The following is a 12,154-nucleotide window of genomic DNA, read 5'->3' on the forward strand; positions in this document are numbered from 1 at the left end:
TTGTCGTGGGCCGGTTCCATGATTCATCCGTAAGTGCGATCGTGAATGGTCCGAACCGTGGGCTGGCCCAACCCGATTGGGCCAGCCCACGACCCCCGATCTACCCGTGGCGGCGGCGGGCCGTCACGATCAGGGCGCTACCGGCGGTCAGGAGGAGTGCGCCCGCGGCGGCCACGATCCCCACATTCCGTCCGGTGATCGGCAGTCCACCGCCGCCCGGCAGCACAGGCTCGCGAGCCGGAGCCGGTGCGAACGCGCCGGCATCCAGGTCACCGATGGCGATGTCCGCGATGCTGGCCCCGGCGGCCACCTGGATCCGGATCGACGCGACGCGTGCTCGCACCGACCGGTCGGCGATCTCGGTCCGCGCGTCGCCGAGCGAGATCCGGACCAGCGAAGCATCCCCACCGAGCGGCGGCAGTGCCTCACCCGCGACGAGTTCGCCGGGGTTGGGCAGGCCGGAAAGGGCGGGCAGGGTCAGGGGGCCGGCCTCCGCGCCTCCGCTGGCGCCCCGCAGCCGCTCCGGATGCAGCGCGCCCAGCGTCTCGGCGAGCGGGTCACCGGCCACGAGCGGCAGTCGCCGCGCCTTGGCGTCCGCTCGCGCCGCCTCGGCACCGCCGGCCGTGCGGGGCAGTACCAGGTCGACCGTCTCACCGGGGGCGTCGATGCGGCGCGGTGGCACCCCGGGACCGGAGACCTCCAGCAGCGGCGAGGCATACCGGACGCCCGTCGTGGCCGCTGTTCCGCCGGTGGACACGGTGAGCGTGGGCGGCTTGATCACCTTGATCGCGATCTCCGTGGGCGTGCCGGCGAAGAGGCGGAAATCGGCGAGCGCGGCCGCGGCGGTCGCGGTGGACTGGACGGCACCGTCCCGCTCGACAAGGCCGGTACTGGTGCGACCGCGCAGGCTGGCGGGCAGGCGCACCAACGCGGTGCCGCCCGGCCCCGGCAGGATGTCCGCACCCGCGACCTGGGTGCTCGACGACGTCACATCGTCCCTCCGCGGGTGGCATGACGCGCCGCGGGCGTGCGCGATCAGGTTGCCGGCGCCAGCCTCGACGAGACCGAGGTCCTTGCGGGGAGCATGCGCCTTGGCCGGCTTCGGGTTACGGGGCGGCGCTTCCTGGTACACCGATGTCGAGAGCGGCCCGGCCGGCAGCGGTATCCCGAGCAGCTTCGCGTCGAGGTACCGGGCGGACGCCGCCGCGTTGACACGGCTGTTGGCTGCCATCCCGGAGCGGGCGGACGCGAGCCGGACGACCGCGACCGGCCCGGTCGGCAGGCCCAGCGGGCGCAGGTCGAGCGCGTCGAGCCGGACGAGTTCGGCACCGGCGCCCGCCGCGTACGGCAGCGTGCACGGTTTGCCCGCCATGACCGGCGCGGGCCCGACGGCTACGGCGCCTACGACAGCGACAGCGGCGGCGATTTTGACCAGCGGCATGTGCGACCCAACGAAGGCCCGACGAGGGGTGTTGCGGGACGTAGACCTGTCCTATTCGTACGTACCGGCCGGAATATCCGAAAGGCTCGCCTTCTGGCAAACCGCTGGCGCGTCGTAGGGTGTGGTGCATGGGGATGCTGTGCGCGGTCAGCTTCAACCGGTACGGCCGCCTGTACTACCTCGACCCCGGTGACCTCCGTCCCAACGTCGGCGACCATGTGCTGGTGCCGACCGACGACGGTCCCGAGGTCGCGGAGTGCGTGTGGGCCGCCCAATGGGTCGACGAGGAAACGGCGGGCTTTCCGCGTCTGGCTGGCATGGCCACCGACAAGGACCTGCGCCGAGACGAAACCCTGCGCAAGCGCAAGGCCGAGGCGAAGGTGGCCGCCAAGCGGCTCATCCGCGAGCACGGCCTGCCGATGAAGGTCGTCGCGATCGACCACGTGCAGGAGGGCGGCGGCGGCACCAGCGGCGCGCGCACCACGATCTACTTCACCGCGCCGCACCGGGTCGACTTCCGGTCGCTGGTGCGCGACCTGGGTGCCACGCTGCGCTGCCGGGTGGAGCTGCGCCAGCTGTCGGCTCGCGATTCCGCGCGGGTGCAGGGCGGGATCGGCTCGTGCGGGCGTGACCTGTGCTGCGCGACGTTTCTCACCGACTTCGAGCCGGTCACCATCCGGATGGCCAAAGACCAGGACCTGCCGCTGAACCCCCTGCGCATCTCCGGCGCGTGCGGCCGGCTGATGTGCTGTTTGAAGTACGAGCACCCGCTCTACCAGAAGTTCCAGGCATCGGCGCCCGCGATCGGCACCCGCGTCTCGACGCCCGAGGGCGATGGACGGGTGGTCGGCCACAGCGTGCCCCGCGACTCCGTGGTCGTGCGCATGGACGCCGACGGCTCGCGCTGCTCATGCAGCCGCGCGTCGGTCTGCGGCCCGCGCCAGGCACACGAGGAGCGCTACACCTAGGCCTGAGCGCTGCTACGGCGTGATCGTGATCGGCTCCTCGGCGAGCCGCACGCGCAGGTCTTCCTTCGGCTCCAGCCAGGACGAGTCGGCGGGGCCATCCGGGTTGGGGCGCCACGAACGGCAGATGCGGTCAACCGCCACCGGGTAGATCGTGACCGTGCGATCGGCGCCGACGTGCACCCGCAGGAACGCCTTGGAGTCTTCGATGCCCTGGCCGGCGAAGAGCTCGTTGAGGTTGACGCCCATGGCGCCGGCGGCGACCAGGTAGGCCGCGACCAGCTCACTCGCCACGAACCCCACGATCGGCCCGTAGACCACCAGCGCGGCGACCACCGGCATCGGCCAGGGCCAGTCGACGAACGGGAGCTGGAACCACAGCCAGGTGCCCGCCGCGCCGAGGCCGATGTGCGCGAACCCGTGCGTGACGCCGAGCAGCCAGTGCCGTGTGGACCGTCTGCCGCCCGCCGCGGGTGGCTTGGCGAAAAGGATCGACCCCGCCATGACGAGCACCAGCACGAGCGCCAGCGGGATGCTGAAGAGGCGCTCTTCGAGGGCGCCGCTGCGGTACGCCACGCCGGTCATCGCCAGCATCAGCATCGAGTGCAGGATGCCGAGCATCACGGAGAAGCCCGGGTTGCGGAACGGCAGCCGCTGGAAGATCCCCCACCCGTACCGGCTGGAGCGCGCCGCGTCCGGGTAGCGGCCAGCGAGGCGGTACGGCCGGCTGCGGCTGGAGCGGCGGGCCTTGGTGTCTGGCGGCGGCACCGTGATCTCGCCGGGCAGCTTGTGCGTCGGGTACAGGTACGCACCGCCCCCGCCACACGTGACGAGCTGCCGATCGGCTCCCTCGTAGCGGGCGTAGTGGTGCAGGTCGCCCGCCACGATCAGCCGCACCTGGGCACCGGTCGGCGCGATGACGGTACGGATGAAGTAGTCGACCGCGTCGTATGCCTCAGGGTTGTCGACGGCCTTGACCCACGCGGGCGCCGGCACGACCAGGATCACCCGGTGGTCGGGCCGGAGCTGTGTCGCCGCCTGCTCGAAGTAGATCAACTGTGGGTCGTCGAGGTACGCCCCGAACTGCTCGTCGATCCCGTACAGCCACCAGTCGCCGGGCAGCTCGGTGGCGAAGTACGACCGGTGCTGCGCGGTCTGCCAGCCGCCGATGGCGCCGTCCTTGCGGCGGGCGAAGAGCCGCAGGAACGCCGTCAGCCCGTCGTACCAGTCGTGGTTGCCCGCGACGGCGAAGAGCGTCGGTCGCGGCCCCGACGCCGGCGGGCACGGCAGCGCCGCCTGGTAAGGCCCCTTGCAGCGGTCTTCGTATGCCGCGCCGCTCGCCGTCGGGTAGACCTGGTCGCCGCCCATGACGAGGATGTCGCCGCGCGGCAACCGGTGCCCGTCGACGTCGAGCTCGCGCTGTGCCAGCAGGTAAGCGATCGAGTAGGTGGCGTTGAACCCGTCGCCCAGGTCGGCCACGTAGTCGAGCCAGACCTCGTCGCCGGTGCCCGTGACCTTGTGGACGTTGCCCGGGAGGGCGTTTTGCAGCTCGCGCTTGTCCAGGTACGCCCCGAAGAGGATCGCCAGCAGCGTGCGCAGCCCGGTGCTCAACAGCAGGAGCGGGGCGAGCCAGGGCACGGGTGGCCGGGGCGTGAAGCCGAGCTCCAGCGGGTCGAGGGTGCGCGGGCGCGGTCGGGTGGTGGGTGCGGCTTCGACCGGAGCGGCGAGGTCTTCCGTCACGGGAGGCAGCGTAGTCGCGACCGCTGTCAATTTGTCGGGCCGGGCGGGCAACCGATTCGATCGGGGGACGGTGGGTGCCGTACACTTGACGATCGTTGCCGCCTTAGCTCAGTCGGTCAGAGCGACGCACTCGTAATGCGTAGGTCGACGGTTCGATTCCGTCAGGCGGCTCCATACCGATCAAGGCCCCAGTTTCCGGGGCCTTGATCGCTTTCCGTGACTCTCGTCGCGCCCGGCGTATGTTTGGTTGATAGCGACCCGGGTACCGCTGACCCTGCCAGCGGGCCAGGCAGGGAGCGAATCACCATGGAGACTCGGCTCAAGATTTCCGGACACCCGGTGCACCCGATGTTGATGACGCTGCCGTTGGGGCTGTTCGTGTGCGCCGCGTTGTTCGACTTCGGCGCGGTGATCGGCGGGCTCGCGTTCCTCGGTCAGGTCGGATATTGGACCATCGTGGCCGGACTCTTCGCGGCGGTGCTCGCCGCGGGGGCCGGCATGGTCGACCTCTGGGATGTGCCCGGCGGGGCCGGCAAGCGCCGGTCGGTGGCGTACCTGCTGGTCAACCTCGTGATGGTGGCGCTGTACGCGCTGGTGTGCATGGTGCGGGTGGAGACCCAGACCCGGGCCCCGGGAGCCGCCGCGTTCCTGCTCGAACTGCTCGCCTTGGCGGCGGGCGGATACGGGGCGTGGCTGGGCGCCACGCTGGTGCGCCAGTTCCGGATCGGCGTCGTGGCCGAGACCGAGCCCGAGTTCGACGCCTTCGAAGCGCTCGGTGAGAGCCAGACTCCGTGACGGGTTTGTCCTTCCGCGCCCCGGGCACCACGACGGGGACGGAAGGAGGTCGCACCGATGGCGACGACACTGGACGGCAAGCGGGTCGCGTTCCTGGCCACGGACGGCGTGGAAGAGGACGAGTACACCAAGCCCCGTGAGGCGGTCGAAGGAGCCGGCGGCCAGCCCGAGCTGATCTCGATCAAGCCGGGCGAGATCCAGGCGTTCCAGCATCTCGACAAGTCGAAGACGTACCCGGTCGACCGCACGGTGGCCGACGCGAACCCGGACGACTACGACGCCCTGGTGCTCCCGGGCGGGGTGGCGAACCCGGACCAGTTGCGCACCGACCCGGACGCGGTGCGGTTCGTGCGGGCGTTCTTCGAGGCGCGCAAGCCGGTCGCGGTGATCTGCCACGGGCCGTGGACGCTGATCGAGGCGGGCGTCGTGGAGGGGCGAACGCTGACATCGTGGCCGAGCCTGCGGACGGATCTCGCGAACGCGGGCGCCACGTGGGTCGACGAACAGGTGTACGTGGACGACGGGCTCGTCTCCAGCCGCAAGCCCGATGACCTGCCGGCGTTCTGCTCGAAGATGGTCGAGGAGATCGCCGAGGGCAAGCACTGACCCTCATTTAGTGATGACGAATCCGATGAAGGTAGACGCATCTAGGATTGATGCGTAGGCTGATGTGCGTGAAGCGGACCACTGTGACCCTCGACGGCGAAGCCGAGCGGGTGGTCGAGGAGAGCGGAGCCGAGACGGCTCTGCGACGGCTGCTGGAGGAGTGGGTCATGGCGCATGGCGAGTCGGTTGATGTGCTTCGCAGCGAGGGCGGCCGCATCCGCACGCTTCTCCAGGTCGCGGGTGAGGCGCTGCATGAGCGCGCGCTCGACATCGGCTACACGCGGATGGCGGAGTGGTATGTCGACACCGACCCGCCGCGGCGGGCAGCCCGCGACCGTTGGGTGGGCAAGGAGGCCGAGCGCTGGGCCGTTGAAGACGCGGTCCGTTGATGGATCCCGCGCGCGGCCAGGTCTACTGGGCTGAGGTCGGCGGCATCGGTCGCAAGCCGTGGCTCGTCGTCTCCAACAACCGTCGCAACAAGCATCTGCAGAGCGTCCTGGCGGTCCGGATCACCACGACCGACCGGCACGCCGGCATGCCCACCGTGGTGCCGCTGAGCCAGGACGACCCGCTCGTGGGCTACGTGGTCTGCGACGACCTCGGGCCGGTCTATCGCGACGAGATCGTCGAGGCCGCCGGTGCCCTGTCGGGCCGCACGATGCTGGCGGTCAACGCCGCCCTGCGGGTGGCGCTAGGCATCGCTATTTGAGGACGCAGCGCTATTTGAGGACGCTGAGCTACTTGAGGATCATTTGGCCGGTGCCCTCGTAGGCGGCCAGGTCGGCGAGCGTCTCGGTCACGGTCGACGAGAGCGGCGCGGGCAGGCTGTCGAGCGTGAAGAAGCCGGCGTCGGTCGTCTCGTCGGTGACCCGGGTCAGCTCGCCGGCCCACTGGTCGATCCGGAACGCGATCACGAAAAGCTGGTACGTGTCGGAGTACATGTTGGTGAAGGTGTACGCCGGGCCGGTGTACAGGCCAAAGGGGGTGACCGCGCCCGCTTGGAGGCCGGTCTCCTCGTAGACCTCGCGCACCGCGCAGTCGGCGATCGACTCGCCCAGCTCCATGGCACCGGCCGGCATCGCCCACACGCCGTTGTCGGCGCGCCGGATCAGCAGCAGCCGGCCCTCGTCGTCGCGGACGACGCCGCGCGCGCCAACGAACATCAGCGTGCGGTCGCCGGCAACCGCGCGCAGTTGACCAAGGTACGAGTCCGCCCACGAAATGCTCGCCACGCACAGATACTAGATCTCTTCCGGAGTGTGACGAGGGCCACTAGATTCGGTAACCATGCGCAGCACGATGATGGACGTCCCTTTGCTGGTTTCCCGGATCCTCGACCACGGCAGCACCGTGCACGGGAGCGCCGAGGTGGTCACCTGGACCGGCACCGAGGGGCGGCGGACGACGTACCGGGAGGTGGGGGCGGCCGCCGCGCAGCTCGCTCACGCCCTTCGCGACGATCTCGGCGTGACCGGTGACCAGCGGGTCGGCACCTTCATGTGGAACAACGCCGAGCACCTCGTCGCCTACTTCGCCGTGCCGAGCATGGGCGCCGTACTGCACACGCTCAACCTGCGCCTCTTCCCCGACCAGCTGGCATACATCGCCAACCATGCCGAAGACCGCGTGATCATCGTCGACAGCACGCTGATCCCGCTGCTGGCGAAGGTGCTGCCCCAGATGTCCACCGTGGAGCACGTCGTGGTGGTGGGCGGCGGTGACGCGGCGCCGCTCGGCGACCGGGTGAGCGTTCACCGCTGGGACGACCTGCTGCGCGACAAGCCGACGCGGTTCGACTGGCCCGAGGTCGACGAGCGCGACGCCGCCGCCCTCTGCTACACGTCCGGCACGACCGGCAACCCCAAAGGCGTCGCCTACTCGCACCGTTCGATCTGGCTGCACTCGATGCAGATCAACGCGCCGGAAGGGTTCGGTCTCGGCCCGACCGACCTCGAGCTGGCGATCGTGCCGATGTTCCACGCGATGTCGTGGGGCATCCCGTACGCCGCGTTCATGTCCGGGGCGTCGCTGCTCATGCCGGATCGCTTCCTGCAGGGCGCCCCGATAGCCGAGATGATCGCGGCTGAGCGCCCGACCAAGGCGGGTGCGGTGCCCACCATCTGGACCGATCTGCTGGCGCACCTCGACAGCCACGACGTGGACGTCTCCTCGCTCCACGAGGTGATCGTCGGCGGCTCGGCGTGTCCACCGTCGCTGATGCACGCGTTCGCTGACCGGTACGGGATCCAGATCATTCACGCCTGGGGCATGACGGAGATGTCGCCGCTGGGTTCGGTGTCACGCGAGCCGGCGGGCGCTACCGGCGACGACGCGTGGGCCTACCGGTACACGCAGGGGAGGGTGCCGGTCGGCGTCGCCGCTCGGATCGTGGGTCCGCTGGGCGACGTGATGCCCGCCGACGGCACGTCCGTCGGTGAGCTCGAGGTCCGCGGGCCGTGGACGACGGCACGGTACCTGGGCGACGACAAGCCCGATCCCGACAAGTTCCGGGACGGCTGGCTGCGCACCGGTGACGTGGGCACGCTGTCGCCGGACGGGTTCATCACGCTGACCGACCGCGCCAAAGACGTGATCAAGTCCGGCGGTGAGTGGATCTCCTCGGTCGAGCTGGAAAACGCCCTCATGGCGCACCCATCGGTACTGGAGGCGTGCGTGGTGGGCGTACCCGATGAGCGCTGGGGTGAACGGCCGCTCGCCACGGTCGTGCTCCGCGAGGGCGCGACCGCCTCGGTCGATGACCTGCGCGACTTCCTGGGCACCCAGATCGCCAAATGGCAGCTGCCGGAGCGGTGGGCGTTCATCGAGGCGGTGCCCAGGACCAGCGTGGGCAAGTTCGACAAGAAGGTGGTGCGGTCGAACTACGCCAGCGGTGAGCTGGAGGTCACCGAGGTCGAGTAGGCCAGTACCGGTCAGGCGGACTTGCGCGCGGTCTTCTTGGCGGGTGTGGCCTTCTTGGTCGCGGTCTTCTTCGCTGGTTCGGCCTTCTTGGCGGCCGCGGTCTTCTTGGCAGGGGCCTTTTTCGCCGGCTCTGCCTTCTTCGCCGCGGCCTTCTTCGCGGGTGCCTTCTTCGCTGGCGCGGCCTTTTTGGCCGACCGGGCCGACGTGATCGGGGTGGGCTCGCCCGCGCCTTCGCCGCGTGCCGCCTTGGCACGCTCGACCGACGCGCGCAGCGCCGCCATCAGGTCGACCGCCGCTGCCGGCGCCTCCTCGACCTCCTCCGGCTGGACGACCTCGCGGCCCTCGACCTTCGCGTCGATGACCTCCTGGAGCGCCTCGCGGTAGTTGTCGGTGTAGTCGCCCGGGTCGAAGTTGGCGGCCATCGAGTCGATCAGCGACCCGGCCATGGCGAGCTCGGGCGGCCGCACCTGGATGTCTTCGTCGAGGAACCCGAAGTCCGGCTTACGGATCTCGTCGGGCCACAGCATCGTGTTGAGCAGGAGCACGCCCTCGCGTACCCGCAGCGTGGCGAGCTGCTCGCGCTGGCGGAGGGCCACCTTGACGATCGCCACCCGGTCGGTGTCGGTGAGCGCGTCGCGGAGCAGCACGTACGGCTTGGTGGCGGCGCCTTCGGGCTCCATGAAGTACGCCTTGTTGTACAGGATGGGGTCGACCTGGTCGGCCGGCACGAACTCCAGCACGTCGATCGCGTGCGAGGTGCTCAGCGGCAGGTCGGCGAAGTCTTCGTCGGTGAGGATGACCATCTCGCCGCCGCCGATGTCGTACCCCTTGGCGATGTCGTCGTAGGTGACCTCTTCACCGCAGACCGAGCACGTCCGCTTGTACCGGATGCGACCGCCGTCTTCCCGGTGCACCTGATGGAAACGGATGTCTTTCTCTTCCGTTGCCGAATACAGCTTGACCGCGATCGATACAAGGCCGAACGAGACGGCACCCTTCCAGATTGCCCGCATGTCGCTCCCCTACCCCGTGAGCTGGTCAGGAACCCCCGCCGCGCGTCGTGCAACAGCCCGCTGTCCCCAGCATCGCATCGGTTGGAACGGGACGCGAGAGTTTACGCAGGCGATCTATGGTGAGGAAGTGCCAGGCGCGCCGTTTCGGCCGATGCTCGCCACTACGAGCGAGCGGCTGCCGGGCGGGCAAGGCTGGACGTACGAGTTCAAATGGGACGGCGTCCGCGTGATCGCCGATATCCGTCAGGCGTCCGCGCGGTTCTGGGCGCGGTCCGGCGCGGAGGTGACAGCGGCGTACCCGGAACTGGCGCCGCTCGCCCGGGTCCTCGACGACGCCGTGCTCGACGGCGAGGTCGTGCTCCTCGACGAGAAGGGCCGGCCGTCGTTCGTGGCGCTGGCCGAGCGGATGCACGTACGCGACCACGCCCGCGCCGCCCGGCTCGCCGCGAGCATCCCGGTGACGTACATGATCTTTGACCTGCTCCGCTGGCGCGGTGCCGACCTGACCGGATGGCCCTACCGCGACCGTCGGGCGGCACTGGAGGCACTCGGGCTGGCCGGCCCGCGCTGGGCCGTGCCGCCCAGCTTCTCCGACGGCCCCGCCACCGAGGCGGCCGCGAAGGAAAACCAGCTCGAAGGCCTGGTCGCGAAGCGACTCGATTCCGTGTACCGGCCGGGCGCCCGCTCGCCCGACTGGTTGAAAATCAAGTCAGAGGTCACGGCAGAGCTCGTGGTCGGTGGCTGGCGACCCGGCGCGCGCCGCATCGGCGGCCTGCTGGTGGGGGTACCACGTCCGGACGGGCGGCTCGACTTTCGCGGGCGGGTCGGTGGCGGCATCGGGGTGACCGCCGAGCAGGCACTCCTCGACGTGCTCGAACCCAGGCGCGCACCCGCGTCACCCTTCGCGGTAGGAGGCGTGCCGCGCGAGGATGCCCGTGGCGCGATCTGGGTAAGACCGGACATCGTGGTGGAGGTGAAGTACGGGCAGCGCACGCCGGATGGGCGGATGCGATTTCCCCGCTTCCTGCGGCTGCGCCCCGACATGACCCCGGAGGACGTGACGGATGCCGCGTGAGCAGCGGATCAGGGTGGAGGTCGACGGGCGGAACCTGGAGCTGTCCAACCTGGACAAGGTGCTCTATCCGTCAGCCGGCTTCACCAAGGGCGAGGTCATCGACTACTACACGCGGATCGCGCCGGTGCTGCTGCCGCACCTGCGAGATCGGGCGCTCACCCGTATCAGATTCCCGAACGGCGTGGACGGGGCATCGTTCTTCGAGAAGAACGCACCCGCCGGTACGCCGGACTGGGTGCGGTTGGAGCGGCTGCCGGTACCCGGCTCCACGAAGTCCCGCGAAATGCTCGACTACGTGGTCGCCGACGACCTGCCCACCCTGGTGTGGCTCGCCAACCTCGCCGCCCTCGAACTGCACACTCCACAGTGGCGAGTCGGCGCCGATCCCGACCTGATGGTCGTCGACCTGGACCCCGGCGCGCCGGCCGGATTGCGGGAGTGCTGCGCGGTGGCTGTGCTGATGCGCGATCGCCTGGCCGCGGACGGGCTCGACGCGTACCCGAAGACGTCCGGCAAGAAGGGCATGCAGCTCAGTTGCCCGATCGCGGGTACGCAGTCGGCTGAGGAGGTGTCCGGGTACGCGAAACGGATCGCGGAGGAGCTGGAGCGCGGTAACCCGAAGGGGATCACCTCGAAGATGGCCAAGCGACTCCGGCCGGGCAAGGTCTTCATCGACTGGAGCCAGAACAGCGCCACCAAGACCACCGTGGCGCCATACTCCCTGCGCGCCCAGCCGACACCAACCGTGTCGACGCCGTTGACCTGGGACGAGGTCGAGGCCGGCGCCGCCCGCCCGTTCACCTCCGGCGAGGTCCTCGACCGTATCGAAGAACACGGCGACCTCCTGGAACCCTTACTAACCCCAGGCCCCGAACTCCCATCGAGTTAATTCATCGCCAATACGCCGGCCGGCTCAGTTTGATGCCGGCCTGTGTATTGATTTCAGCAGGGAGTTGCGCGCGGCTTAGTTTGTCCCGACCCAACCAATAAACCGCGTCCGCCGTGCGTCGGAGTTCGTCGGAATGACGCCTGGGTGGAAATACCACGATCACCCTGCTGCTTGGCCGCACTCGCCGGACCGCGCGTATGGCCGGGCAGAGGTCGCTGTCCGCAGAAATGATCAGCGCCACGTCGAACCGATCGAGGGCGGCGTCCTCCACCAGGGCGACGGCCAGGCTGACGTCCGTCTCCTTCTCCTCGTACGTCGTCCAGCGCGCCCGGCAGACAAAGCATGTGCACGTCTTCCGCTGAAACCGTCCCTCGTGCGTCTCGACAAGTGCACAGTGCGCCTTGAGCGCTTCGAGGTAGGCGAGTTGCCGGCGCCGGCTCGCGTCCTGGTCGCGGACCCTGGCGGTGAAATAGCGCACTTTCTCCAGCTGTTGCCCAGGCCGGAGCAGAGACTCGCCGAGTGCTTCTAGATCAAGCCAATGTAAGGATCGGCCGAACTGTGTTCGCATTCCGTGGTAGAGATTAAAACCGTCGATGTACACGTAAATCCGCGGCACGCGTTCCTCCTTGCCGTTCACCGGGCGAGCGTTGTACGCTTGTGACAACCCCGCCGGAGATAGCATCTCCGGCCCGACGGCCCCGCAAGGGGCCG

The 12,154-nt window shown here is 69.4% G+C and carries 13 protein-coding genes and 1 tRNA gene; 9 read left to right on the forward strand and 5 right to left on the reverse strand.

All coding sequences use genetic code 11. From position 1 onward, the window contains the following. Positions 1–100 precede the first annotated feature (100 nt). A complete protein-coding gene (locus QMG73_RS18260) occupies positions 101–1,441 on the reverse strand; it encodes a hypothetical protein (protein WP_281897144.1) in 1,341 nt (446 codons plus the stop codon). Between the two features lie 128 nt (positions 1,442–1,569). Between QMG73_RS18260 and QMG73_RS18265 the strand changes: the two genes are divergently transcribed. After that, positions 1,570–2,409: a PSP1 domain-containing protein gene (locus QMG73_RS18265; RefSeq protein WP_281897146.1), complete on the forward strand. Its 840-nt coding sequence runs from the start codon at positions 1,570–1,572 to the stop codon at positions 2,407–2,409. A gap of 12 nt (positions 2,410–2,421) precedes the next feature. Here QMG73_RS18265 and QMG73_RS18270 read toward each other — a convergent pair whose 3' ends face one another. Next, positions 2,422–4,146: a metallophosphoesterase family protein gene (locus QMG73_RS18270; protein ID WP_281897148.1), complete on the reverse strand. Its 1,725-nt coding sequence runs from the start codon at positions 4,144–4,146 to the stop codon at positions 2,422–2,424. Between the two features lie 97 nt (positions 4,147–4,243). Here QMG73_RS18270 and QMG73_RS18275 point away from each other — a divergent pair. The 5 genes from QMG73_RS18275 to QMG73_RS18295 all read left to right on the forward strand — a co-directional run bounded on the left by QMG73_RS18275 (position 4,244) and on the right by QMG73_RS18295 (position 6,256). After that, positions 4,244–4,320 (forward strand) — tRNA-Thr (locus QMG73_RS18275). 132 nt (positions 4,321–4,452) lie between these two features. Then, a complete protein-coding gene (locus QMG73_RS18280) occupies positions 4,453–4,941 on the forward strand; it encodes a DUF2231 domain-containing protein (protein ID WP_281897149.1) in 489 nt (162 codons plus the stop codon). Between the two features lie 57 nt (positions 4,942–4,998). Then, positions 4,999–5,547, forward strand: coding sequence for a type 1 glutamine amidotransferase domain-containing protein (locus QMG73_RS18285; RefSeq protein ID WP_281897151.1), 549 nt, complete (start codon positions 4,999–5,001; stop codon positions 5,545–5,547). 68 nt (positions 5,548–5,615) lie between these two features. Next, a complete protein-coding gene (locus QMG73_RS18290) occupies positions 5,616–5,936 on the forward strand; it encodes a hypothetical protein (RefSeq protein ID WP_281897153.1) in 321 nt (106 codons plus the stop codon). Further along, positions 5,936–6,256, forward strand: coding sequence for a type II toxin-antitoxin system PemK/MazF family toxin (locus QMG73_RS18295; protein WP_281897156.1), 321 nt, complete (start codon positions 5,936–5,938; stop codon positions 6,254–6,256). The genes QMG73_RS18290 and QMG73_RS18295 overlap by 1 nt, the downstream gene beginning before the upstream one ends. A gap of 28 nt (positions 6,257–6,284) precedes the next feature. Here QMG73_RS18295 and QMG73_RS18300 read toward each other — a convergent pair whose 3' ends face one another. Then, positions 6,285–6,710 carry an NUDIX domain-containing protein gene (locus QMG73_RS18300; protein ID WP_281897338.1) on the reverse strand — a complete coding sequence of 142 codons (426 nt, stop codon included), beginning with the start codon at positions 6,708–6,710 and terminating at the stop codon, positions 6,285–6,287. 124 nt (positions 6,711–6,834) lie between these two features. Here QMG73_RS18300 and QMG73_RS18305 point away from each other — a divergent pair, with 124 nt between their 5' ends. After that, positions 6,835–8,466 carry a fatty acid--CoA ligase gene (locus QMG73_RS18305; protein ID WP_281897158.1) on the forward strand — a complete coding sequence of 544 codons (1,632 nt, stop codon included), beginning with the start codon at positions 6,835–6,837 and terminating at the stop codon, positions 8,464–8,466. An 11-nt stretch (positions 8,467–8,477) separates the two neighbouring features. Here the strand turns inward: QMG73_RS18305 and ku are convergent, their stop codons facing one another. After that, positions 8,478–9,479, reverse strand: a complete 1,002-nt coding sequence (gene ku / locus QMG73_RS18310; protein ID WP_281897160.1) for a non-homologous end joining protein Ku — start codon at positions 9,477–9,479, stop codon at positions 8,478–8,480. Positions 9,480–9,606: 127 nt separating this feature from the next. Between ku and ligD (QMG73_RS18315) the strand changes: the two genes are divergently transcribed. Beyond that, positions 9,607–10,554 carry a non-homologous end-joining DNA ligase gene (ligD, locus tag QMG73_RS18315; RefSeq protein ID WP_281897162.1) on the forward strand — a complete coding sequence of 316 codons (948 nt, stop codon included), beginning with the start codon at positions 9,607–9,609 and terminating at the stop codon, positions 10,552–10,554. Further along, the gene (ligD, locus tag QMG73_RS18320) at positions 10,544–11,443 is read left to right on the forward strand and encodes a non-homologous end-joining DNA ligase (protein WP_281897164.1); all 900 of its coding nucleotides are present in this window, start codon (positions 10,544–10,546) and stop codon (positions 11,441–11,443) included. Before ligD (QMG73_RS18315) ends, ligD (QMG73_RS18320) begins: the two co-directional genes overlap by 11 nt. 1 nt (position 11,444) lies before the next feature. Here the strand turns inward: ligD (QMG73_RS18320) and QMG73_RS18325 are convergent, their stop codons facing one another. Further along, positions 11,445–12,080, reverse strand: a complete 636-nt coding sequence (locus tag QMG73_RS18325) for an NYN domain-containing protein (protein ID WP_281897166.1) — start codon at positions 12,078–12,080, stop codon at positions 11,445–11,447. Between the last annotated feature and the right edge of the window lie 74 nt (positions 12,081–12,154).

Source organism: Phytohabitans aurantiacus (assembly GCF_027923225.1).
GTDB lineage: Bacteria > Actinomycetota > Actinomycetes > Mycobacteriales > Micromonosporaceae > Phytohabitans > Phytohabitans aurantiacus.

What these genes read in the sequence shown, in the direction of transcription:
- QMG73_RS18300 (WP_281897338.1), bottom strand. Translation starts at nt 6,710, where the DNA reads ATGTTCGTTGGCGCGCGCGGCGTCGTCCGCGACGACGAGGGCCGGCTG.
- QMG73_RS18280 (WP_281897149.1), top strand. Translation starts at nt 4,453, where the DNA reads ATGGAGACTCGGCTCAAGATTTCCGGACACCCGGTGCACCCGATGTTG.
- ligD (WP_281897164.1), top strand. Translation starts at nt 10,544, where the DNA reads ATGCCGCGTGAGCAGCGGATCAGGGTGGAGGTCGACGGGCGGAACCTG.
- ku (WP_281897160.1), bottom strand. Translation starts at nt 9,479, where the DNA reads ATGCGGGCAATCTGGAAGGGTGCCGTCTCGTTCGGCCTTGTATCGATC.
- QMG73_RS18265 (WP_281897146.1), top strand. Translation starts at nt 1,570, where the DNA reads ATGGGGATGCTGTGCGCGGTCAGCTTCAACCGGTACGGCCGCCTGTAC.
- QMG73_RS18295 (WP_281897156.1), top strand. Translation starts at nt 5,936, where the DNA reads ATGGATCCCGCGCGCGGCCAGGTCTACTGGGCTGAGGTCGGCGGCATC.
- QMG73_RS18260 (WP_281897144.1), bottom strand. Translation starts at nt 1,441, where the DNA reads ATGCCGCTGGTCAAAATCGCCGCCGCTGTCGCTGTCGTAGGCGCCGTA.
- QMG73_RS18305 (WP_281897158.1), top strand. Translation starts at nt 6,835, where the DNA reads ATGCGCAGCACGATGATGGACGTCCCTTTGCTGGTTTCCCGGATCCTC.
- QMG73_RS18285 (WP_281897151.1), top strand. Translation starts at nt 4,999, where the DNA reads ATGGCGACGACACTGGACGGCAAGCGGGTCGCGTTCCTGGCCACGGAC.